The 24,251-nt window shown below is 53.3% G+C and carries 19 protein-coding genes; 5 read left to right on the forward strand and 14 right to left on the reverse strand.

Annotation, left to right across the window (positions count from 1 at the left end; genetic code table 11):
• Positions 1-32: 32 nt before the first annotated feature.
• Positions 33-1,118 carry an AI-2E family transporter gene (locus ABD949_RS23550; RefSeq protein ID WP_345247593.1) on the forward strand — a complete coding sequence of 362 codons (1,086 nt, stop codon included), beginning with the start codon at positions 33-35 and terminating at the stop codon, positions 1,116-1,118.
• Positions 1,119-1,440: 322 nt separating this feature from the next.
• On the opposite strand, the gene pckA is transcribed toward ABD949_RS23550, so the two are convergent.
• Positions 1,441-3,030 carry a phosphoenolpyruvate carboxykinase (ATP) gene (gene pckA / locus ABD949_RS23555; protein ID WP_425576801.1) on the reverse strand — a complete coding sequence of 530 codons (1,590 nt, stop codon included), beginning with the start codon at positions 3,028-3,030 and terminating at the stop codon, positions 1,441-1,443.
• Between the two features lie 263 nt (positions 3,031-3,293).
• Here pckA and ABD949_RS23560 point away from each other — a divergent pair, with 263 nt between their 5' ends.
• The gene (locus tag ABD949_RS23560) at positions 3,294-4,793 is read left to right on the forward strand and encodes a peptide MFS transporter (RefSeq protein ID WP_345247597.1); all 1,500 of its coding nucleotides are present in this window, start codon (positions 3,294-3,296) and stop codon (positions 4,791-4,793) included.
• A 38-nt stretch (positions 4,794-4,831) separates the two neighbouring features.
• Here ABD949_RS23560 and ABD949_RS23565 read toward each other — a convergent pair whose 3' ends face one another.
• The 10 genes from ABD949_RS23565 to ABD949_RS23610 all read right to left on the reverse strand — a co-directional run bounded on the left by ABD949_RS23565 (position 4,832) and on the right by ABD949_RS23610 (position 18,390).
• Complete coding sequence (locus ABD949_RS23565; protein WP_345247599.1) at positions 4,832-5,167, reverse strand: translation initiation factor; 336 nt, start codon at positions 5,165-5,167, stop codon at positions 4,832-4,834.
• A 192-nt stretch (positions 5,168-5,359) separates the two neighbouring features.
• Positions 5,360-6,706 (reverse strand): Gfo/Idh/MocA family protein, encoded by a 1,347-nt coding sequence (locus tag ABD949_RS23570; protein ID WP_345247601.1) that lies wholly within the window; start codon positions 6,704-6,706, stop codon positions 5,360-5,362.
• A 9-nt stretch (positions 6,707-6,715) separates the two neighbouring features.
• Positions 6,716-7,432: a 3-keto-disaccharide hydrolase gene (locus ABD949_RS23575; RefSeq protein ID WP_345247603.1), complete on the reverse strand. Its 717-nt coding sequence runs from the start codon at positions 7,430-7,432 to the stop codon at positions 6,716-6,718.
• A 4-nt stretch (positions 7,433-7,436) separates the two neighbouring features.
• The gene (locus tag ABD949_RS23580) at positions 7,437-8,945 is read right to left on the reverse strand and encodes a RagB/SusD family nutrient uptake outer membrane protein (RefSeq protein WP_345247605.1); all 1,509 of its coding nucleotides are present in this window, start codon (positions 8,943-8,945) and stop codon (positions 7,437-7,439) included.
• Between the two features lie 26 nt (positions 8,946-8,971).
• Positions 8,972-12,400 (reverse strand): SusC/RagA family TonB-linked outer membrane protein, encoded by a 3,429-nt coding sequence (locus tag ABD949_RS23585; RefSeq protein WP_345247607.1) that lies wholly within the window; start codon positions 12,398-12,400, stop codon positions 8,972-8,974.
• Positions 12,401-12,475: 75 nt separating this feature from the next.
• Positions 12,476-13,549, reverse strand: a complete 1,074-nt coding sequence (locus ABD949_RS23590) for a FecR family protein (protein ID WP_345247609.1) — start codon at positions 13,547-13,549, stop codon at positions 12,476-12,478.
• A 15-nt stretch (positions 13,550-13,564) separates the two neighbouring features.
• Complete coding sequence (locus ABD949_RS23595) at positions 13,565-14,119, reverse strand: RNA polymerase sigma factor (RefSeq protein WP_345247611.1); 555 nt, start codon at positions 14,117-14,119, stop codon at positions 13,565-13,567.
• 229 nt (positions 14,120-14,348) lie between these two features.
• Positions 14,349-16,034 (reverse strand): sulfatase family protein, encoded by a 1,686-nt coding sequence (locus ABD949_RS23600; protein WP_345247613.1) that lies wholly within the window; start codon positions 16,032-16,034, stop codon positions 14,349-14,351.
• 18 nt (positions 16,035-16,052) lie between these two features.
• Positions 16,053-17,453, reverse strand: coding sequence for an arylsulfatase (locus ABD949_RS23605; RefSeq protein ID WP_345247615.1), 1,401 nt, complete (start codon positions 17,451-17,453; stop codon positions 16,053-16,055).
• A gap of 58 nt (positions 17,454-17,511) precedes the next feature.
• Entirely contained in the window at positions 17,512-18,390 is an 879-nt protein-coding gene (locus tag ABD949_RS23610; RefSeq protein ID WP_345247617.1) for a diacylglycerol/lipid kinase family protein, read from the reverse strand.
• A gap of 237 nt (positions 18,391-18,627) precedes the next feature.
• Between ABD949_RS23610 and ABD949_RS23615 the strand changes: the two genes are divergently transcribed.
• Entirely contained in the window at positions 18,628-19,062 is a 435-nt protein-coding gene (locus tag ABD949_RS23615) for a YybH family protein (protein ID WP_345247619.1), read from the forward strand.
• On the opposite strand, the gene ABD949_RS23620 is transcribed toward ABD949_RS23615, so the two are convergent.
• Positions 19,059-20,297 carry an acyltransferase family protein gene (locus ABD949_RS23620; RefSeq protein WP_345247621.1) on the reverse strand — a complete coding sequence of 413 codons (1,239 nt, stop codon included), beginning with the start codon at positions 20,295-20,297 and terminating at the stop codon, positions 19,059-19,061. The two genes, ABD949_RS23615 and ABD949_RS23620, sit on opposite strands and share 4 nt — an antisense overlap.
• A 159-nt stretch (positions 20,298-20,456) precedes the next feature.
• Here ABD949_RS23620 and ABD949_RS23625 point away from each other — a divergent pair, with 159 nt between their 5' ends.
• Positions 20,457-20,867 (forward strand): MaoC family dehydratase, encoded by a 411-nt coding sequence (locus ABD949_RS23625; RefSeq protein ID WP_345247623.1) that lies wholly within the window; start codon positions 20,457-20,459, stop codon positions 20,865-20,867.
• Between the two features lie 58 nt (positions 20,868-20,925).
• Here the strand turns inward: ABD949_RS23625 and ABD949_RS23630 are convergent, their stop codons facing one another.
• On the reverse strand, positions 20,926-21,111 hold the full coding sequence (locus tag ABD949_RS23630) for a histone H1 (RefSeq protein WP_345247625.1): 186 nt from the start codon (positions 21,109-21,111) through the stop codon (positions 20,926-20,928).
• Between the two features lie 146 nt (positions 21,112-21,257).
• On the reverse strand, positions 21,258-22,562 hold the full coding sequence (locus ABD949_RS23635; protein WP_345247627.1) for an aminotransferase class I/II-fold pyridoxal phosphate-dependent enzyme: 1,305 nt from the start codon (positions 22,560-22,562) through the stop codon (positions 21,258-21,260).
• Positions 22,563-22,737: 175 nt separating this feature from the next.
• Between ABD949_RS23635 and accC the strand changes: the two genes are divergently transcribed.
• Positions 22,738-24,237, forward strand: coding sequence for an acetyl-CoA carboxylase biotin carboxylase subunit (gene accC / locus ABD949_RS23640; protein ID WP_345247629.1), 1,500 nt, complete (start codon positions 22,738-22,740; stop codon positions 24,235-24,237).
• Positions 24,238-24,251: the final 14 nt, after the last annotated feature.

The following is a 24,251-nucleotide window of genomic DNA, read 5'->3' on the forward strand; positions in this document are numbered from 1 at the left end:
AAAGTTGAATGGACACATAACCCGATTGTCCCATGCAGCCTCTGATAAAACCGATCCGCTTATTGGTATTTCTTTTTTTGTTGTTCGCCGGCCTATATTATGCCCGGACCATTTTGATCCCGCTCGCATTTGGCGGATTGTTGGCGGCCCTGTTTTCGTCATTATCAGATCGCCTGGAAAAAAAAGGGGTATCCAGAGCGGTTGCGGCTCTCCTATGCATTGTTTGTTTTGTTCTGGTTATCGCCGGTTTTATTTCGCTGATAGCCTGGCAATCGTCTGACCTATTCTCGGACATTGCCGGTATCAAAGAGCGGGTCAATTCCTTTATTGACCAGGCACGCCAGTTCATCAGCACCAAATTTGGTATTGAACCGCAGCAGCAAAAGGCCATAATAGACAAGCAGTCAGCAGGCGGTGGTGGTATGTCGTCCACGGTTACCAAAATTCTGGATACCATGATGGGGATAGCGGTCGACCTGATCCTCACCCTCGTTTACACCTTTCTCCTACTCTATTTACGGGACCACATTAAAAAGTTCATCCTGCGCCTGGTAGACAACGACCAGCGCCCCAAAACCCTGGAAGTGATTGAGGAGAGTAGCCAGGTAGCCCAACGCTATCTGACAGGCCTCTTTACCATGATCAGCTTATTGTGGGTTATGTATGGTATCGGGTTTTCGATAGTGGGTGTAAAGCAGGCTATTTTTCTGGCGATACTTTGCGGACTACTCGAAATGATACCGTTTGTGGGCAATCTGACGGGTGCCTTACTGGCCATCCTCGTTAACCTGACGCAGGGGAGCGACACCCAGGTTCTGCTGGGCATTGTGATCGTTTACGGCATTGTCCAGTTTACCCAGACCTACCTGCTGGAGCCGTTGGTGGTTGGTTCCGAGGTGAGCATTAATCCCTTATTTACCATTCTGGTTATTGTGGTTGGCGAAGCTGTTTGGGGTGTATCGGGTATGATTCTGGCGATACCAGCGCTGGGTGTGATCAAAGTAATTTGTGATCATGTAGAACCCCTAAAACCAATAGGCTTTCTGATTGGTGCAGAAGAAAAGAAAAAATCGCCCGGTTTAGCGGATAAGATCAAAAAGCTCTTTCATAAAGACTAGCAAAACCATAGGTTGAGATTTCGTACGCTCACTATAAAAATGAGTTATCCCGAATTTTTGAGTAAACAGCCCCGGAGGGGTGCCATATCGGTAGAACGGACATGCGTCTGACAACATCAAAGCCCCAGCGGGGCGTAACCGGGTGTGGTACGCCCCGCTGGGGCTTTGGCTTTAGGCTGTGGTTACGCTAGCTACCGATGTTTTGCCCCTCCGGGGCTGTTCTCAGACTCGATAACATCAGCATCGAAATGGCCGTTTAGGGAGCCATTCGGCCCGCATAAAATTCAAGATGACTCATGTTTACCGTGCATTGTTAAACGGTTTAACCCGCTACCGGACCGCCGGACCGAATCTCTTCGTTGGCGGAGTCGGCGTACTTGTCGAAATTGTCCCGGAACAGCTTTGCCAGTTTTCTGGCCTGCTCGTCGTACTGGTTCTGGTCCTGCCACGTAGCGCGGGGGTTCAGCACCTCATCCGGCACATTCGGGCAGGTTTTGGGCATGGCGATACCGAAAACCGGGTGGTTGTGGTAGTCGACGCTCTCCAGTTCACCGTTCAGGGCGGCCGTGATCATGGCGCGGGTATAGTTGAGCCTGATCCGCTGGCCGGTTCCGTAGGCACCGCCCGTCCAGCCGGTATTCACCAGCCAGACATTGGTTTGATTCTCCGACATCTTCTGCCCCAGCATCTCGGCGTACTGCGTCGGGTGCAGCGGCAGAAACGCTTCCCCGAAACAGGGCGAGAAGGCAGCTTTTGGCTCGTTGATGCCAACCTCGGTACCGGCCACTTTAGCCGTATAGCCGGAGATGAAGTGGTACATGGCCTGCTCCGGCGTCAGTTTAGAAATTGGCGGCAGTACGCCAAACGCATCGGCCGTCAGGAAAAAGATGTTTTTAGGAATACCCCCCACCGAAGGCTCCAGCGCGTTGTCGATAAACTGAATCGGGTACGACACGCGGGTATTTTCGGTCTTGGACTTATTGCTATAATCCACCGCCCGGGTACCCGGATGGAACTTCGTATTTTCCAGAATTGCACCAAACCGGACGGCATTGTAAATCTCCGGCTCTTTCTCGGCCGACAGGTCAATCACCTTGGCGTAGCAGCCACCTTCAAAGTTGAACACACCCTCGTTGGCCCAGCCGTGTTCATCATCGCCGATTAGTTTCCGGTTCGGGTCGGCCGACAGGGTGGTCTTACCCGTACCCGACAAGCCGAAGAATACCGCGGTATCCCCGTTCTGACCAACATTGGCCGATGCGTGCATGGACAAGGTATGGCGCTCGGCCGGCAGCTTGTAGTTCAGCACCGAGAATATCCCCTTCTTCATCTCGCCGGTATAGCCGGTGCCGCCGATCAGGATCACGTTCTTTGTCAGGTTCAGAATAGCGAAGTTCTCGTTGGTGGTACCATCTTCCGCCGGGTTGGCCTTGAACTCCGGAATGCAGATGATGGTAAAGTCCGGCTGGAAGTTTTCCAGTTCCTCCGGCTTCGGTCGCAGGAACATGTTATAGCAGAACAGATTATGCCAGGCCGAGGTGTTGTATACCTGGATGTTCAGGCGGTAGTCGGGATGGGCACCGGCGTAGGCATGACGAACGTAAACGCGCTTATCGGCCAGAAAGTCGACCATTTTCCGGTGCAGCGCATCAAACTTAGCCGGGTCGAAGGGAATATTAATATCGCCCCACCAGATGGTGTCGGTGGTGGTTTCGTCTTTAACAATATAGCGGTCTTTGGGACTACGACCGGTAAAAGTACCGGTATCACAAACCAGCGCTCCACAGTCGGCTAATTCACCTTCACCGTTGCGAATGGCAAGTTCGATGAGTTCGGCGGGTGACAGATTTTCGAATCGTTCGGCGGATGTAATAGCGAAGTGGCCGGCCGTTTCAGCAGCCGGTGCTTCCATGGTTTCATGCAAAATCATACTCTTCCTGTTTGTTGATGGCAAGTAAATGTAAAAAGAATGGCTCAGGAATGCAGTATGTCAGCCCCTGAAATGATTTTACACCATAGAGGGTAACCGGCTCAAACACAAGACAATGATTTTGCATTTATGGTGATACGCCATCATCTTTTGGGAGATTGAGGGTGGGGGCGTATCTTTACGTCCTTTTTCACGTTTAATTACCAAACTTTCTTTTTTTTATTTCATCTGACAAACCTTATCGAATGGAAGCAACAGCAACCACTCCGGCCACTTCGACCAAACACCCTACCGGCTTATACGTTTTGTTTTTTACCGAAATGTGGGAGCGTTTCAGCTACTACGGCATGCGGGCCATTCTGCTGCTGTTTCTGATTGCCAATATCGGTACGGGCGGCATGGGTCTCACAGAGGCTGAAGGTGCCGCTATTTATGGTTTATATACCGCTTCAGTATACTTGCTTTCTCTCCCCGGAGGCTGGATCGCCGACAATATTCTGGGCCAGCGCAAGTCCATCTGGTACGGGGGGCTCATTATCATGCTGGGCCACATCATCCTGGCTTTTCCCGGCGGCAGCACTTTATTTTACATGGGCCTCTGCACAGTGGCTATCGGGACAGGTTTGCTGAAGCCGAATATCAGTGCGATTGTCGGTGAATTATACCCGGAGGGCGGTGCCCGGCGCGATGCCGCTTTCAATATCTTCTACATGGGTATCAACCTTGGCTCGTTCCTTGGTATTACCATTGTCGGCTATCTGGGGCAGAAAGTAGGCTGGCATTATGGGTTCGGAGCGGCTGCGATTGGTATGGGGTTGGGTATGGTCATCTTCCGGATTTACGGACAGAAGTACCTGAACCAGTATGGCAACGAGCCGAAGAAAGCAGATCCCAATGAAGTAAAGTCAAAGACGGGTAGCCGCTCGTTAATTGGCTTTCTGGTGGGTTTAGCCGCCGTCCTGGTGGTGCTGCAGTTGACCGGTACCCTTGATTTAACCACGGCACAAGGGCTCGCGAAAGGGATGGGCACCATTATCTCGCTGGTGGCGGTAAGTTATTTCGTCTACATCATGCTGGCCGGTGGCCTCGACGCGGTGGAAAAGAAGCGGGTAGCGGTTCTGTTTGTCTTTTTCCTGGCCGCAGCCTTGTTCTGGGCCGGTTTTGAGCAGCAGGGTTCCTCACTGCAAATCTTTGCCGACCGCCATACCGACCTGAACCTGTTTGGCTGGGAAATGCCGTCGAGCTGGTTCCAGAACTTTAACCCGGCCTTTATTTTGCTCTTTTCGCCCATTCTGGCCTCGCTCTGGATAGGCTTAGCCAACCGGAACACCAACCCCTCTACGCCAACCAAATTTGGTCTCGGCCTGGTGTTACTCGGTGGCGGCTATCTGGTTATGGTGTTTGCCGCCCAGATTGCCCGCACTGGCGAACTGACGTCTCCGCTCTGGCTGACGTTTACCTACCTGTTCCATACGCTGGGTGAGTTGTGCCTGAGCCCGGTCGGTCTAAGCGCCTTTACCAAGCTGGCCCCCCGCCGGTATGTGAGTCAGCTGATGGGGATCTGGTTTGTGGGTGCGTCGCTGGGTAACCTGATTGCGGGTCTGTTCGCGGGCGGCTTCGACGAGGAGAACGTCCAGCAGATGCCTGATCTCTTCATGAGCGTGGTCTACTTCAGCTTCGGCTTCGGTATTTTAATCTTGATTCTCTCGCTACCACTGAAGCGGTGGATGGGAGGTATCAAATAGCAAAAACAGGAGGGGCCGTGCGGCCCCTCCTGTTTTTGCTACCCTCCTGCTTTTTTCGCCTTATACCCCTTGCTGGTGAGCCAAGCCAGGACTTTGTCGCGGTGGTCACCCTGGATCAGGATTTCGCCGTCTTTGGCGGAGCCACCGGAGCCGCAGGCGTTTTTGAGTTGTTTGGCGAGCTCCGTGAGATCGGCGTCGGTGCCGATGAAGTCTTTAATTGCCGTGACGACTTTGCCTCCACCCTTACGGTCGACCCAAACTCTGAGGTTCTGCTGCTGGGGGGGCAGGGTTTCAGCCTCGCCACCGTCATTGTTCTGGTATTGAAAATCGGGGTCGGTAGAGTACACCACGCCCGAACGATTTTTCTTACTCATAGCCTTGCTTAATAAGGCAAAGATAACGGATTCCTGGCTCCCTAAAACTTAGAAACCGAACTGATGCAGGAAGTATGATGAGCCGTTAAACCGGTTACTAAAAAGCCTGGGCGAGTTTAATCACCCAGGCTTTCGTATTCTAAACAAACCAACTTAAATACGAATCATTACGGGTACGGTATGACTTAGTCCTTACACCTTCGGCTCCCAGCCTTTTTCGTACTCGCGGCTCCACAGCTTCTGGGCTTCTTTATCGCCTACGATATGGCCATTCTTCGGGTCAATCTGCAGGGACCGGCCAACGCGCCAGGCAATATTCCCCAGTTGCATGGCCAGCACACTCTTGTAGCCCTGCTCGACATCACAGTTTGGCCGGCGATTGTTGCGGATCGCATCCAGGAAGTCCATCACGTGGAGATTATCCATACCCAGACTCGGGCTGGCGGTATTGCGCCCCTGCACGTCGTCATCCCCTTCAACCGCCTTTATCTCCTTCACCAGTTTGCCGTCCAGGTCGTACACTTTATAGCTATCACCACCGGTGTCCAGACTACCGTTTTCGCCGTAGAAGATGATACCCCGGTCCTGCCCTTCAATTTTGCGGCCGTTGGAGCTGCGCGACTCCCACATCAGCGATACCCGGTTCGGGAAGTCCATAATGACTACCTGGGTATCGGGCGTTTCCCAATCATCTTTAAACTCATAACGGCCACCCACCGAACTCACCCGGATCGGATAGTCGACGTTGAGCCCCCAGCGGGCCACGTCGACCTCGTGGGTACCGTTGTTCAGCGCTTCGCCGGTGCCCCAGTGCCAGAACCAGTGCCAGTCGTAGTGAATCAGCCCCTCTTTGTAAGGCCGGCGCGGGGCCGGTCCCTGCCATAGTTCGTAATCAAGCCAGGATGGCACCGTACCGGGCTTCAGCACGGTAGCTTTCCGCTTGTTGGTGTACCAGGTCTTGGCCATGTACACGCGGCCGATGATGCCTTTGTGCAGTTGCTCGATACCCTGCGTCAATACAGGGGCCGACCGGCGCTGAGCGCCCATCTGCACTACGCGGTTGTATTTACGGGCGGCCGCAATAGCCAGTTCGCCTTCGTGCGGGTTGTGGCTTAAGGGTTTCTCTACATACACATGCTTACCGGCCTGGCAGCCCATAATCGTCAGGGGCGCGTGCCAGTGGTCGGGCGTGGCCGTATAGATGGCGTCAATGGACTTATCCTCCAGAACCCGCCGGAGATCACGCTCCGCTTTGGGTTGCTGGGTTTGTTTGGTCTTAAGGATGCTTTGAATGGCCTTCGGGATGGCTCGCTCATCTACATCGCAGACCGTACCGACCTCGGCATTTTTCTGGCCGGCAAAGGTCCTGCCCATGCTGTTTCCCCGGCTATTGACCCCGATGGTAGCTACCCGGATTAGTTCATTGGCGCCAATGATGCGGTTGTAACTTTTGGCGCTAAAACCATAAGCAGACCCGCCCAGGGCAATACCAAGGGAGCCAGCGGCTACTTTCTTTATAAACTCACGTCTCTTTTCCATGTGAGGGTTTTACAAGGGTTTAATCTTTATGTTTCTGAACGAAATCTGATCGCCATGCTCCTGCAGCAGAATATGGCCTTTCTCCACCGTACCAAAGGCCGGCACGGTCTTGCTGAACTTACTTGATGCCACTGCCTCCGTAAACGGCTGACTACCTCTGGTAAACTCCAGTATTTTGATGCCATTGAGCCAGTGCTCCACCTGCCGGCCCTTGGCTACAATACGCAGGGTATTCCATTGGCCGGGTGCGTTTACTTTTTTCAGGGAAGCATTGGGCGGGATAACGTCGTAGAAAGAACCCGTCAGGTGATTCTCTTTCTTGTTGTCCTCCGCCAGTTTATCATCCAGAATCTGGTATTCCATCCCCAAATTACCGCCTTTTTCGTATTTCGTAAAAAAGTATTTGACGCCACTATTGCCGCCCGGCTCCAGGTTAAAGTCCATCATCAGGTCGAAATCGGCATACTGGTTTACCGTAATGATGTCACCGCCTTTAGCGCCTTTCTTCGCCGTGATCACGCCATTGCTGACCTCCCACCCGGCCGGAACCGGGTTGCCATTGGTGGTGGTCCAACCGCTGGAACTGGTCCCATCAAACAACAACGCCCAGCCATCTTTCTTTTCTTTGGGCGTTAAGGTGTTTACCCGCTGCGCCCAGCCTGAGACGGGGAATAAGGCCCAAACCAGCAAACAGCCGGTTAGCCATTGTAAAATACGAACGTTCATCTGTTTAATAGCCAGGGTTCTGTTTAATCTTTTCGGGGTTAGACTGAATTACCTGCAGGGGAATCGGGAACAATAACATGGTATCGTTCCAGGCAGAGGGGTTAAATCCGTTTTGCTCCTTCTGCTCCTGCGTCATAACGGCTTTGGCCCGCTCAGTCCTGACGAGGTCGAACCAGCGGTGGTTTTCAAAGGCCAGTTCGACACGCCGTTCCTTCTCAATGGCTAACAGGAGTTCGGCATCAGAACTAAATGGCTTATAATCCGGTAGGATGTCGGCAGAACCACCGGCACTGTTTCTGGCTCTCGTCCGTATTTTATTGAGATATGAGAGCGCCACGTCCTGTTGTTTGCCCTGCCGGACCAGAGCCTCTGCGTACAGCAAATAGATGTCGGCCAGGCGCAACTCTATCCAGTTATTATCATTATCGGAGTTACTAAACGACACATCGTAGTACTTTTTCACGTATTTCTCATTGATGAATTTGCCACCCGGTACGGAGACATAACCATCACTCATCGAAATAGCCTTTCGGGGATCACCTTTTTCGTAGGCGTCTGAGATAGACGGTGTTGGAGCATTAAACCCACCTTTATCGCCTACCAGCACCACCTCCCGGTTAGAGAAACGCGGAGCAAAATCATTGTTCCAGGGGCTGCCGGTACTGGTCCCTCCCTTTTTATACTGAATCTCGAATAACGATTCCGTGCTGTTTTTCTTGGTAACGTCGAACAGGGTTTTATAATCCGACACGAGTGCGTACTGCGGCATATTGATCACCTCCAGGGCTTTGGCCTCAGCGAGAGCATAATAGGGCGCACCTTTCTTCAGGGGGTAGCCCGCCATGGTCATGTAGACTTTAGCCAGCAGGCCTTTTGCGCCACCAACCGTTACCCGTCCTTTGTCGATTGCCGAATAGGTAGCCGGCAGATTGGCTTCCGCAAACTTCAGGTCGGCCACAATCAAGTCGTAGATTTCCTGCGTAGAGGCCCGGCCGAGCTTGTAGGCGTCGGCAACCGATAACTGCTGATCTACTTTAGGCACATCGCCAAAGGTGCGAACCAGCCAGAAGTAGGTCAGCGCCCGGAGGAATCTGGCTTCAGCTTTGTATTGCTCTTTGAGTTTAGGATCCGTAAAGGAAACAGCGTCTATTTTGTCCAGCACGATATTAGACCGCAGAATGGTATGGTAGCTGTTGTTCCAGAGGCCGAGCACAAAGGAGTTATCCGAGAGCAGCACATCACCAAAATTATCAATGGAGGTCATATCCTTTGAATTACCCGGAACCCACGAGAACGTGGTATTATCCGAACGGACTTCCCCCGCGTAGATAAATAGCTGATTATAGAGACTCCGCAGGGATGCATACGGCGACATCACGGCCTGATTCATGTCTTGCTCCGTTTTGTAGAATATACCGGCGTTCATATCCGATATAGGCTGAAGGTCGATAAAATCCTTTCTGCAGGAGAAAGAACCAATTAGTACGACTATGAGGAGGATGGATCGTTTCATTTCCTGACAATTAAAGGTTAAGGTGGTTAAAAGCTGACGTTCAGACCGGCAATGATGGTGCGGGCAGAGGGGTAGCCCAGATAATCACCGCCCCGCGATAAGCCGTCGCCCTGGCTGCTCGTTTCCGGATCGAAGCCCGGATACTTCGTGAAGGTATACAGGTTCTGGCCAGTCACGTAAACCCTCAGCCCTCTTACGTGGATGCGCTGGGTAAGGGTGTTGTTAAACGTATAACCCAGGGATACATTCCGGATGCGCACAAACGAGCCATCTTCTACCCAGTAGCTGGATGGTTCTTTTTGCAGCCCCTTTGGGTCGCGGTTAGCCCGCAGTATATCACCCGAGCCGGGTTCAGATTCTGAACGCCAGCGGTCGTTCAGCTTGACGAGCCCGTTCCGGTCACCGTGATAAATACCCACCATCCGGTTAAAGAAACTGAACAGTTTGGCGCCCTGTGATCCGGTTACCTGGAGATTGAGGTCGAAGCCTTTGTAGGCGAAATCATTGCCGAACCCAAAGATGAACTTTGGCTGGTTGTTGCCGATATAGGTTTTATCATCGGCATTGATTACCCCATCCTTGTTAATATCCACATACCGGGGGTCACCGGGCCGGTCATTGGCCAGGTGGGGAGCGGCATCCAGTTCGGCCTGGTTTTTAAAGACACCATCGTATAAATAGCCATAAAAGGTAGCAATAGGCATACCAATGGTGGTAATAAAGGTATTGTTGGCGTTCGGGGCTCCCGCGTAAATGGGCCGCTGGTCGGGGCCGAGCGCAAGGACCTTGTTTTTATTGAACGAGATGTTGAAATCCGTCGACCACCTGAACTTACCGATCAGGTTGCGGGTGCGGAGCAGGTATTCCATACCCTTATTTTCCACCTTGCCGATGTTCTGGAGTTGCGACGAATAGCCGGTGAGCGTCGGAACGGGCACGTTCAGCAGCAAATCGACCGACCGGCTGTTGTAGAAGTCAGCCTCCAGCCGAATGCGCTCGTTGAGCAATCCCAGATCAAATCCCAGGTTCCACTGCCGGGTTTTCTCCCAGCCCAGATCCGGGTTCGGATAATTGATTGGGTTCACAGAATTAACCAGGTTATTGTTCAGCACGTAATAGCTGGTGCCGGTGCGGGCAATGGCGTCGTAATTACCGATCCGGTTATTGCCCACCAAACCCCAGCTCGCTCTGAGCTTCAGGTCACTCACCGGCTGGAAACTGCTCATGAAGGGCTCGCTGTTTACCCGCCAGCCGACCGACACTGAGGGGAATGTACCCCATTTGTTATTGGCCCCGAACCGCGACGAACCATCCGTCCGGATGCTGGCCGTCAGCAGGTACTTGTCTTCGTAGGAATAGTTAACCCGGCCCAGATACGAGATCAGCGAATTCTGGTATTCGGTGTTAGTACCGGCTACAATCTGACCAGCGCTCAGCGTACGGACCACATCATTAGGGAAATTCTGCGCGTTCACGCGGGCATACTCCCCGTACGACTTCTGGGCCGTGTAACCAGCCAGCAGGTTAATGTTGTGTTTCGTAAAGAGCGTTTTGTTGTAATTCAGCGTATGCTCGATGAGCCAGTCGCGATCCAGCCAGGTTTCATTACGGGCATCGGCGGTTTTGGGAGCCCGCGACCCGTCGGTATCCACAAAAGAAGGCCGGTAGTATTTCAGCCGACGGTTTTCCATGGTTCCGTTGAGGCTTAAGCGGTACTTTAAACCGGGAATGATTTCGTACTGCGCATAAGCCGAGGCAATGAGGCCGTTCCGGTTGGTTAAGTTGGTAATATTCTCCGCAATACCCACCGGGTTCGCCACGTCGCCGGCCCAGATTTCTGGGTTACGTACCTGCGAGCCATAGGTACCATCGGGGTTCCGGAGCGGATAAATCGGCGGTAAATAAATTGCGTACGCCAGCGGGCTGTCTTTCCCGTTATCCACGCTGTTGTTTTCCGAGAAGTAACCACTCACCGTCATGCCGACTTCCAGCTTTTTGCTGACGTTGGAGGTTACATTGGTGCGCAGGTTATACCGCTTGTAATCGCTGTTTATCTGGATACCCTGCTGATTGGTATAGCTTCCGGAGATGGCATACCGGGTTTTCTCGACCCCTCCGGTTAACGATAGTTCATGACGCTGGGTAGGAGCGGTTCTGAAAATCTCATCCTGCCAGTTAATCTCCCCAAAGTTGCTGGGATCATTGAAACTTTCCGGAATGATGTAGAAGCTGGAGTTGGTGTACTTTTGCCGGATAGCGTTACCGTCTGTAATGGAATGGGGTGCATCGCCCGGCAGCGGTGCCCGGTCGAGCCATGCCTGGTTGTGACCATCCTTGAAGAACTCCAGGTATTCGCGGCTATTCATCATTTTAATTTTCCGGGCTACCTGCTGCATACCATAAAAGGTGTTATACGAAATAGTAGGAGTCCCCACCGTTCCTTTTTTGGTCGTCACGATAATAACGCCGTTGGCCCCGCGCGACCCGTAAATTGCGGTAGACGACGCGTCTTTCAGCACCTGGATGCTCTCGATATCCGACGGGTTAATCAGCGAAAAAGCGCTGCCTTCCATGGGATAACCATCAATCACATACAAAGGAGCGCTACCTGCCGTAATGGAACCCGTACCCCGGACCCGGATGGTCAGTCCTTCGCCACCGGGGGCTCCGTTCGTCTGCTGCACCTGTACCCCGGCCATCTGCCCCACCAGCGCTTCGCCATACGATACCGCAGCTTTATTTTTAAGCTTGTCTGCCGAAAGGGTAGCCACCGCGCCGGTCAGGTCGGCTTTCCGCTGGGTACCATACCCCACTACAACCACCTCATTCAGGGTTTTCGTGTCGGTTTTAAGCGTTATGCTGAGTGTTGTCTGGTTATTGACTGTCACCTCCCGGGACTCATAGCCCAGAAACGAAAAAATCAAGACGGAGCCTGCGTTCGGCACCGACAGCCGGAACTTCCCTTCGGCGTCGGTTGAGGTACCCCGGTTGGTGCCTTTTACAACCACGTTTACCCCCGGAATGGCCTGCCCCGACTCATCCAGCACGGTGCCGCTTACGATTTCGTCGGCAGTCTGGATCGGGGCCTTATCCGGTACACTCACCTTCGCAGATGCTTCTACCTTCGGAGCTTGCAGAACCGGGCTGAGCACAATCTGCCGGCCGACAACTTCGTACCGCAACCGCAGGGGCCGCACTACTTTGGTCAGCACGTCGCCCAGCGGTTCATTAGCGGCCGTCAGGGTAATCTTCTGGTCAAACGGAATCTCCCTGGGCCGGAACGCAAACCGAATTTCGGTCTGGTTTTCAATTTCCTTAAGAACCTGGCGTAAGCTCTGGTTATCAAAGCGAAACGTTACCCGTTTGTTCAGTAGCTCCTGGGCTGAGGTATCGAAGGCGAGTGCGACACTCGTATAAATCACCATCAGCAGTGCCTGTAACAGCGAGCGTCTCATAAGATACGGCAGGGCTGAAACGTGTCCTGTTTTTTTCATTAGAGTGTAGGATTAAAGAGTTTGGGATAAGAATTACTAAGGTCTGGAGCAACCTTTACTATAAATTACTATTTGTGCATCGATGACCTTATAGTGCGCGTCCAGCACCTTGCAGATGACATCCAGCTTTTGAAATAAATCCTCGTGATCGAGATTCATGGTTAGGGTACACTGTTGCATTACGTCTTCGTCAAAGATGATTTCGATGCCGTAGGCCTGGGCTATAGCCGCAAAAACGTGACCGGCTGAGGCATCGTCAAAATCGAACGGCTGCGCAGGATTGAGCAGGCGCGGCTCATCGGTCAGGGTTTTGCTTAGGGTAGAGCCTTCCCGCCGGTAAACCGCCTTCTGATTCGGCGTCAATACCATGCCTGTCGACTCCGGGTCACCACTCTGATTCGGCTGATCCGGATACACCGAAACCCGCCCGGTCTTTACATCTACCGTTACGGTCGGCGCTTCCGTGGGGGCATTAACCCGGAAGCTGGTTCCCAGCACTTTGGTCACCAGTCCGCTGGAATAGACGATAAAGGGTCTTTGGGGATTTTTTCGGACGTTGAAAAAGGCTTCGCCGATCAGGAAAACCTCCCGCTGCGTACCTACCAAGCCTTCGCGGTAACGGAGGTGTCCTCCCTTCTTCAATTCAACGCGGCTCCCATCGGCCAGTTGCACCTGCATGAGGTGATTGGCATCGTTGACAACCTCGATCCACTTACCTTCCTGGGCCGGGTCGCTTCCGGGAAACCCAACAAGGCCCAACTGAAAAAGGCCGAACCACCCGGCACCCACCAGCAGGATGAGCGACGCGGCCACTTTCCAGGTCTGCCGCCAGTTCAGCGTACGCGGCTCGGGAGCCGGGCGCGACTCAATGAGGGTTTGTTCAATCCGGCTCCAGATTGCTTCCTCCTTATCGATCAGCATAGGAGGCCGCTGAATTTCATGGAGGCCGATGATCAGTTGCCGGGCCTCTTCTACCTCATAGTATCGTTCGGGGTAATCCTTCAGAAACGCCCGCCAGAAGGCGTCCGTCTCGGACGTAGGCGAACAGACCCATTGTTTAAAATAGTCGTCGGCCGCCAGGTCAACCGCATTATATTGATAGTAATTCATGATCGTAAATCCTGATTAAGAAGTCCGGACTGTTTCGCGAAGTGCTTTCAGGCCGGCGTAGATAAACCGGCAGGCGGACTGGTAATTGACGCCCATAATCTGGGCAATCTCTTCGTTGCCAAAATGTTGATAAAAACGGAGGTCCAGCGCTTCCTGCTGGCGCGGAGTTAGCTGATCGTAGCCCTTCCGTAATTGCTGGTAGATCTGCTCGGTTTCCTCGTGTTCGATCAGGTCGCGCTCGATACTATACCCGTCGGTGGGCGTATCTACCGTATCAATATCAGAGGCCGTATAGAATAAATCCCGGTTACGAACTTTGGTAATCTTGTTGCGCAGCGAACGAAACAGGTAAAACTTAATGGAATCGGTATCACTGAGGTTAGCCCGGCTCTGCCACAGCTCGATAAAAAGGTCATGAATGCTGTCTTCAATCAGCGGCACATCGTTGGTTACCTTATAGCCGTAATTGAGCAGGTCGCGAACATGCAACCGATAGATCTGCTGAAATGCCGCTTCGTCGCCCTGACGAAAGGCATACCATAAATTGCTATGGGAAAAGACGGACGGCACAGTGTACTTGTTGAGTTTATTATAGGCTTACCAGAGCAATACCAGGTATTTCCTGATGAAAGGCTCAGTCCCTACTATACTAATGCCGTGCTTAATCGATTTTAGTCCTTAATTTTCTTAAAATATTTTAAATCGCTGCCGTTCGTCCAGGCGTAATGCATTATTCCTGGCGTAAGGATAAGCTATCAGGACAGTTGATCCAGTAGTGTGGCGGCAGTTAGCCGAGAATTTAACGAACAGGTGTCGTCCCACGTGAATCCGTAAACGTCACCTCTGCACTGGGCGTATACCCGATCCGCATGGCTATGGCCGTTACGGTTTTTCCGGCGGGTGCGGAAATAGGCTTCGTATATACCCGCCAGTTGGAATCCTCTCCGGACACTTTATAGCCGATGGATGCGCCTTCGGTTGGGCAACTGATACTAAGCTGACTGCTAGAGCGGGCAATACGGGGGACAGCCGTAACGGGTGGTTTGTTCTGCCCGTCCCACATTTGGCGGACTAATTCTTTCTCGGGTACACCGCCCAAATCCTTACTCTCCACCAGCCATTTATCCAGTTCCTTCCGCAGCCGCTTTAGATTGCCGGCCATAGCGGGTTTGTCTGCCAGGTTGGTTAGTTGATACGGATCATTCCGAAGGTCATATAGCTCTTCGGCGGGCTTGGTGGCACGGAACCAGTTCATCTGAACGGCATTCAGCTTACCGGCATCGCGTAGCTGGAGCATTTCGGCCATCATGGGCTGCTGCTTCCGAAAGGCGATGTCCATGTATAGCGGGCGCTCGGGGTAGAAATTGCGGATGTACTGGTAACGCCCGTCGTGTACCGTCCGGACGCGGTCGTACTCCGAATCCAACCGGTCACGCCCGGCAAAGATGTACCGGCGCGGTTGAACGCGTTTGGGTCGATTACCCGTTTGAGCCTCCAGAAATGCCTGCCCCTGCATGTATTGGGGCGGCTCCACACCGGCTACGGTCAGCACCGTAGGTGCCAGGTCGATCATCGAAATGAGCTCATCGCGGGTAGTATTGGCAAAGCGGCCATCCGGAAAGCGAACGATCAGCGGTACCCGCAGACCCCGGTCGTAAATCTCACGCTTGATGAAGGGCAGGCCGTCGCCGTGGTCCGACCAGAAGAAAATAATCGTTTTATCCAGGAGTCCGTCCGCTTCCAGTTGCTTCATCAGATCGCCCACCCAGTCATCCATCTCCCGGATGTTGCTGTAAAACCGGGCCATATCCTGCCGCACTGTTTTCGTGTCGGGGTAATACGGCGGCACCTTGATTTTGGCCGGATCAGCCCGCAGCGGCTGGTCTTTGCGCACCCATACCTGTGACTCGTGCGTCACGACGTTGTTGAAAACGGCAAAAAACGGCCGTCTGGCGGCTTCACCCGTGCGGTTTCGCCAGTGCGCCTTGGCACCGACCTCATCCCAAACGGTAGGCGGTGCGTCAAACTGATAATCCGTTTTGGCGTTGTTGGTGGTGTAGTAATCAGCCGCCCGCAGGTACTCCGGAAAGGCCTTCACCTGGGGCGGCATCACCACCGAATACTCTTTAGGCAAACCCGTTTTCTGCGGATAGGTATCGTAGAGCGTCCGCATGTTATGGCCACCGGTACTCGTTTGGTACATACCGGTTATCATGGCATTGCGGCTGGGCGCACATACGCCGGCGGTGCAGAACACATTGGTGTAGCGCACCCCCTCTCGCGCCAGGCGGTCGATGTTGGGCGTTGGAACGGTGGAGTCGCCGTAGCAGCCCAGCCGGGGTGACATATCCTCGCAGGATAGCCACAGGATATTGGGTCGCCCCGGAAGTGGCGCTGATGCCGGGTTGGTCGGTGCCGGTATCCAGCCCGACGTTAGCCAGACAGCGGTGGCCAACAGGCCAATCAACGTGTAGCGAGCCTTCATAAACAGCTTAGGGACAGTTTATTGAGCAAACGGAAACTCGGCCGACGGTACACGGGCCTGCTCCATCAGGCTTTTCAGCCGGCTTACCACCTCCGGATTTTGAGCGGTAATATTGTGCTGCTCGGCGGGGTCGCGACTCAAGTCGTACAATTCTATCTGATTATCTTTCAGCAGGTAGACCAGCTTGTAATTGCCCTGCCGGACAGCCTGCTTACGGCCCTGCTCGTGAAACTCCCAGTACAGGTAAGGATGCTGTTTCTGGTTGCCTTTACCCAATAGCGTCGGCAGGTATGAAATACCGTCGGTCTGGATAGAGGACTGCACCCCGGCCAGATTACAGGCGGTGGGCAGAAAGTCCCAGAACGCCGATGCGTGGCTGCTTATGCTACCGGCTTTTACTTTGCCGGGCCAGCGGGCAATCATCGGTACCCGGATACCTCCTTCGTACAGATCCCGTTTGATACCGCGCAGGCCACCGCTGCTGTTGAAATAGGTAGGATCATTACCACCCTCAGCATGGGGGCCGTTGTCGCTGGTGAAGATGACCAGCGTGTTGTCGTCGAGTTTCAGCTCCCGCAGTTTAGCCAGTACCTGTCCCACATGATTGTCCAGCCGGGTCACGCTGGCAGCAAAGGCCTTCTCTACCTCCGGATAGTCACGGTTGGTATAGGGGCTGTTATCCGGCACCTCAATTCCGTGCTGGCTGGCCAGCCGGTGTTCATTGTTGGCGTGGGGCGATACGTAGCTCAGGTACAGGAAGAACGGTGCCTGTTTAGCGCGGTCGAGAAATTGCAGGGCTTCTTTAGTAAACAGGTCCTGCGTCCACTCCACCCGTTTGGTCGCGGCCGATCCGATACCTTTTGCCCCTCCCGTTTCCAGGTAAACCACTTCGTTGGCCAGCCGGACCTTTTCTTCGTTGCGCCACAGGAAGTCGGTAAAATGATTATGGGCGTGGGTCTGGTTGAGGTATCCATAGAAGTAGTCGAAGCCCTGCCTGCGGGGAACGCCCACGGAACCCTCTTCGCCAAGGCCCCACTTCCCGATCAGGGCTGTGGTATAGCCGGCTTCTTTCAGGTGTTCCGCCACGGTTTTGTCTTCCGGCAGCAGCGGGAACCGCTCATTGCCCCGGATGCGGGTATGGCCGGTATGCTGCCCTGTCATTAGCGCACTACGCGAGGGGGCACATACGGTACTGCCGGCATAGTGCTGCGTAAACCTCATCCCCTCCCGCGCCATGCGGTCCAGGTTTGGCGTTTGAATTACCTTCTGGCCATAACAACCCAGATCCCCATAACCGAGATCGTCGGCCAGGATGAAGATGATGTTGGGCTTACGCGTTGACGCTGATTGCGCCGATGCAGCATACCACCCGCCGGCGGTTAGTACCAGGTAAATACCGATTTTTAGCAGTGTCTTCATTGACATACAAAGGGTTCTTTGTGTAAAGACTACAATCCTGCTTTTTTACCACCCGCGCTTATAACAGCACCAGCAGACTACCCGGCAGAATTCGCACCTGGCAGGTATCTGACAGTAGCGTAATCGGCTCTCCATCGGCATGAAGAAGCAATGGGTTTTTACCCTGAATGGTGGCCGTTCGTACCGGTTCCGAACGATAATAAACCGACTGGTCGAGGGTCCGGTTGAACAACTGCCAGGACAGGACGACTAGGGCCTGAAGCGGAAACGACTGTAGTTCGCATTGGTCCAGCAAACCATCGGCTATGTTGGCTTTGGGAGCGATCCAGGCGTTGTTTCCGAACTGGGCTGCATTGGCGAACGTCAGCGAAAACAGCGTTTTTTCCTGGCCGTTGACGAGCAGCGGTTCCGGCTTGTATTGCCAGAACTGCTGGTAGGCGGTCCGGGCGTAGGTAGTCAGGCCCCGCACCGGCTGGAGGGCAAACTGATGCGCCACAACCGCTTCAAAACCAAAACCGGCGGTGCAAAAAAACGGATGCGTTTCAACCTCCCCGCTATCAATGACGACGGGGCGGCCGTTAAGTGCTTTCAGAATGGCTTCCTTCGGCACTAACGGTATACCTAAGTGTCGGGCCAGCCCATTGCCGGAGCCGATTGGCACAATACCCAGCGCAGTGGCGGTATGCCGGAGAGCCTGCGCCGTTTCGTTGACGGTTCCATCACCGCCAATGGCAATAATCCGCCGGATACCGCGCTGAATGGCGTCGGTAGCCAGTTCGGTGGCATGACCGGGATACTTAGTAATAATAACCTCCGGCAGGTAGCCAACCTCTTTGGCTTGTAGCACCAGAAAATCAATCAGGAGGTCTTTCTGCTCCGGCGATAAGGTCCCCGACAAGGGATTTACAATGACCAGTAAGTCTGGAGATGCGGCCAATCAGGAAAAAAAGATAAATAAGAAGATGATGAAAATGACGATAAATATGTAGTACCAACCGTCGGCAAAGATGTATGGTTTATATTTTTCGTAAAAGTCCCGAATCTGTTTCATATTTGAGGAGACGCTGGACATTGGACACTAGACACGGTCCGCCGTGCGGGTAGACATTTCTCAACAAATCTAGTGTCAAATGTCCAGTATCTAAGGTCTTATTTTCCCAAAGTTCGCGATAAAATGAGAATTGTACGACTGACCCTGCTGCTGTGGGGATTATTTAACCTGACTTCGTTTGGGCAGACCAGCGCCGATCGTAAAGCCATTCTGGCCATTCTGGACCGGCAAACCGGCGACTGGAACGCGGGCAACGTGGATAAATTTATGGAAGGTTACTGGAAATCCGACTCGCTCACCTTTATCGGGAAGGTCGGTGTTACCTACGGCTACGATGCCACCCTGGCCAGCTACCGCAAGCGCTACCCCGACCGGGCGTCGATGGGAACGCTGAAGTTTGACATTGTAAGAGTAACCTTCCCGGCACCGAATGTGGCTTATGTGATTGGCCGCTGGCACCTGACCCGACCGCAGATCGGCGATGCCGGCGGGTCGTTTACCCTGCTCTGGCGCAAACTTAGCGGCCGCTGGGTGATCGTCAGCGACCATTCGAGCTAAGCCGCTTTGGAGGCCGGTATATCGGCAGCAACGCCCCCAGGGGTACTGACCGGCTCTTTGGGTGTCAGTCGGTCGCGCAGTTCGGTAGCCGGCTTTTCGAAATACTTGAACAGGAGGGTCGATAGGCTGATAACCAATAGCCAGAACAGTCCGACCTTCAGCCAGCCTACCGTTAGCGAGGTAGTTGCTATCCGCTCGATCACCAGCCCCATAATAGGAGTCAGGTTGAGCAGGTACATCGAATACGAAATCAGACTGATGTGGGTAACGCCTTTGGCAAACCAGCCGCGGCTCTGCCGCCAGTTATCCAGATAAGGTAACAGCATACCCATGCTCAGCCCCGTGAGAGGAAAACAGAACGTACGCTTATAGAAAACATAATCCGGATAAATGCCCCAGTTGAAGTAGTAGCCCAGCACATACGGTGAAGCCGTGAACGTAACCAGCAGGGTGCAGATGATGCCCAGGCCCAGCAACCATCGTTGCCGGACACGATCCCGCCAGAACGCCGGATAATAGTGTCTTAGGTAAGCGACCAGTACGCCATACGCAATGGCGTCCAGGCGCGTCAGCACCATCCAGTAAATGTTTATTTCACCCTCAGCGATCGGTACCTGACGGGCGATGATGAAGCGGTACAGATTGGTCCCAAGAATGACCAGCAGGATCGTTGTCAGCACAATCCGCTGCCGGGGCCAGCTGGCGGGCAGCAGTCGGTAACACAGAAAAAGCAGCACCGGCAGCACCAGATACGACCACTCTTCAATGGCCAGGCTCCAGCTCTCGCCAAAAAAGCCCGGCATAGGCTGGTTGAAGTTCTGCAGAAAGAAAAAATAGCGACCCAGGGTTTCTTTGGGCGGTAAGGTATGCTGCAGGCCACTTCGCCACGCCCGCAGGAGGCTGATGATGACAATACCACCCAGAACAAAGTAGTAGTTCGGTAAGGTGCGGAACCACCGCCGGGTCCAGAAGTTCAGAATGATGGAGCCGTTGATCTGCTGATGCTTCTCGAACAAACGGATCAGAATGCCCCCAATGAGAAAGCCGCTGAGTACAAAAAACAACTCTACTCCGTTTGGAATAAAGAACCGGAAAAAGCTTGGCTCAAAATAAGAACCAAACGCCATGGTGGAGTGAGCTTCTACCACAATCAGGATGGCGATAGCCCGCAGGAGATCCAACCCGAAAACCCGCTGCGTTAAATCGGCATCGAGTGAAAAGAGCTTTCTGAACATACAGTAACAGGAACAGTGGGTCAATCTGCCTGGCCCACCTTACAACAAAACTATAATCAATCTGCCAATTTCTTTCCGAAAAATAGTAAGTGGGCAACACCGCCTGCCGTTACGAATGCACTAACTTGCGCCAGATCAACAGAACTTTCAACTCGTTTTATGCCACCTTTTGAGTTACACGCTGTAAACCGGCATGCTTTCCGGTTTTCGCAAGCCGACGTGGAAGACTTCGCCAGGGTAACCGGCGATAACAACCCGCTTCACCTCGACGCTGATTTTGCCAGCCAGACCCCATTCAAACGCCCGATTATTCACGGCATGCTGGGAGCCAGCATTTTCACCAAAGTACTGGGTACCGAATTTCCCGGTTACGGTTCGGTGTATCTGGGGCAGACGCTGGAGTTTCTGCGACCGATGTTCGTCGACACCGATTATGAAGCGGTTTTTACGGTTAAGTCTGTGAATCCCGAAAAACACACTGCCGAGGTGACTACCGAGATTAAAGACGCCCAAACCGGCAAAGTAACCACCCGTGGAGTGGCTACACTGATGCACCGGGAGAAGCTATAAAAACAAAAGGCCCGCCGTGGGAACCGGCGGGCCTGAGAATGGGCAAGGCGGGCAGTCGTTACGCCTTAGCGTCTTCGTTCTTTTTATCCTGAACCTCCGACCGGATATTCTGGGCCAGGGTCTTCAGGTCTTGCATGCCCTTGCGTACTCTGGTGCCGGCGGCCTGATTGTTCTTCTCGTAGAACTTCTCGAAATCACCTTCCAGCGACATCACCAGATTTTTTACTTCCTCAAAGCGTGTCATAGCGATACGAATGGGGTTTAGATTGTGAAAAAATGCCCTAATTCCGCTAAAAACGCGGTTTTCTGCGGAAATATAAGCATTCCGACATTCACCGCAATAGGTTAGTCAAAAAAATAGGCAAAAAATCCAACCCCATGTATCTTCATTTATTCAGCGGCCGTTCCGGCATGTAAAGAAGTTACCTCAGGAACGATTGCGAGGTCAACATGCTGCCTGTAGTATCCATCTTTTAGCTTTCCGGCAACTTCGGTGAAAGCTTCCAGCGTATACTGAACATCATCGAGCGAATGAGCCGCCGTCGGGATGATCCGGAGCATGATAACATCCCTCGGAACAACCGGATAAACGACGATTGAACAGAAAATCCCTTTGTTTTCGCGCAGGTCACGAACCATAGCACTGGCTTCGGGCACGCCCCCTTCACTATGCAGCAAAACGGGCGTTACCGGCGATACGGTATCACCAATATTGAAGCCCCGCTCCCGCAAACCGTTCTGCAGCGCCCGAACATTCTCCCACAGTTTCTCCCGCAGCTCCGGATGATTGCGGATCAGTTCCAGCCGCTTTAGGGCACCCGCCACATACGGCATCGGCAACGCCTTGGCGTAGGTCTGTGACCGCATGTTGTACTTCAGGTACATAATTACATCGTGGTCGGCGGCAATGAATGCCCCAATCGCAGCCATCGACTTGGCGAAGGTCGAGAAGTACAGGTCGATACCATCCTGGCATCCCAATAGTTCACCAACACCCGCGCCAGTCTCACCCATGGTACCGAAGCCGTGGGCGTCATCCACCAGCAGGCGGAACTTATAGGTTTCTTTCAGTTTAACAATCTCGTCGAGGCTACCAATTTTACCCGACATACCAAATACCCCTTCGGTAATCACCAGGATACCTCCACCTTTTTCATCCGCTTTTTTGGTCGCCCGCTGGAGGTTTTTCTCCAGGCTGGCCATGTCGTTGTGGTTGAACTTGTAGTATTCACCCATTTTGGCTTTGTGCAGGCGAATCCCATCGATCAGACACGCGTGGCACTCGGCATCGTACACGATTACGTCCCGGTGATCAACCACAGCCTCAATGGCCGACATTACACCCTGGTAGCCGTAGTTCAGCAGGAAAGAATCTTCTTTACCAACAAAAGTGGCTAACTCGCGCTCCAGTTGCTCGTGCAGATCACTGTTGCCGGACATCATGCGGGCTCCCATAGGGTATGCCAGTCCCCACCGGGCTGTAGCTTCGGCATCGACCTTGCGCACCTCCGGATGATTGGCCAGCCCCAGGTAGTTGTTCAAGCTCCAGTTCAACATTTCTTTTCCCCGGAACCGCATATGCGGTCCGATTTCACCTTCCAGCTTCGGAAAGGCAAAATAATGGTGACCATTTAGTTCCCGGGAAAACGACCCGATCGGCCCCAGGTTGTCGCGCAGTTTCTCAAATAAATCCACTTTTATAGCCTATTTTACGGGTTATACACCTTGATTTTATATCAATTAGTGCAAAAATAAAGTATTTATCAACATGCACAAAAACACGTTGATAAATTCAATTTCCTAAACTTAATATGCTATTTGCCGTCAGGGCCTTATTTTTGGCTTTTACCGCACTTTGTCCGCCTTTCCGATGACAAGCATTAAAAAACTTTTAGTGGCCAACCGGGGTGAAATTGCCCTTCGTATTATGCGCACCGCCCGTGAAATGGGTATTAAGACCGTAGCGATCTACAGCGAGGCCGACCGCCATGCCCTGCATGTCCGCTACGCCGACGAGGCCGTGTGCGTTGGTCCGGCAGCTTCCTCTGAATCGTACCTGCGGGGCGATGCCATCATCGACGTGTGTAAAAACCTGAACGTCGATGCCATTCATCCCGGCTACGGCTTCCTGTCGGAGAATGCCAATTTTGCCCGGATGGTGCGCGAGGCCGGCCTGATCTTTGTCGGCCCCTCCCCCGAGTCCATCGAAGTTATGGGTAGTAAACTGGCCGCCAAAGCCGCCGTAGCGGCCTACAATATACCTATGGTACCGGGTACGCCCAGCGCCATCACCGACCGGACTGAAGCCAAAAGGCTATCGGCAGAGATCGGCTACCCGATTTTGATTAAGGCCAGCGCCGGTGGTGGTGGTAAGGGCATGCGCATTGTCGAGCGCGAAGCCGATTTTGACGAGCAGATGGACCGGGCGGTCAGCGAAGCTTTGTCGGCGTTTGGCGACGGTTCCGTCTTTATTGAGAAATATGTTACTTCTCCCCGGCACGTCGAAATTCAGGTCCTGGGCGACCAGCACGGCAACATTATTCACCTGTTTGAGCGGGAGTGCTCCGTACAGCGCCGTCACCAGAAAGTAGTGGAAGAAGCCCCCTCAGCGGTGCTGACGCCGGAGATCCGGGACGCGATGGGCCGTAGCGCCGTCGATGTAGCCCGCGCCTGTGGCTACTATGGAGCCGGCACGGTGGAGTTTATTGTCGACGACCAATTGAATTTTTACTTCCTGGAGATGAACACCCGGCTTCAGGTCGAGCACCCGGTCACGGAACAGATTACGGGTGTAGACCTGGTCAAACAGATGATCTACATCGCCGAAGGCAAACCGCTGGCGATCAACCAGGCCGATTTACAGATCAAAGGCCACGCTGTGGAAGTCCGGGTTTACGCCGAAGACCCTACCAACAACTTCCTGCCCGATGTGGGTACGCTGCAGACCTACGTGCGGCCACAGGGCAACGGCGTTCGCGTGGATGATGGCTTTGAGCAGGGTATGGATATCCCGATCTATTACGACCCGATGATTGCTAAACTCATCACCTACGGCAACACCCGCGAAGAGGCTATTGACAAAATGATTCGCGCCATTGACGAATACCAGATCACGGGTGTACAGACAACCCTACCCTTCTGCCGCTTCGTAATGGAGCATGAGGCCTTCCGCTCGGGTCAGTTCGACACTCACTTCGTCAACCACTATTTCACGCCGGAGGTCCTACAAACACCAGAAAATACAGACGAATCTGAATTGGCCGCCGTACTGGCCGCCTACCTGATGCAGCAGCAAAAGCCAAAAACTAATGGTTCAACGGCTACCGTTGCCCAGCAGCGAAGTAAATGGAAAGAGAACCGGTTAAGGTAGAAACCTTATCGTAT

This window comes from Nibrella saemangeumensis, from assembly GCF_039541915.1.
In the GTDB taxonomy this organism is placed as follows: domain Bacteria; phylum Bacteroidota; class Bacteroidia; order Cytophagales; family Spirosomataceae; genus Nibrella; species Nibrella saemangeumensis.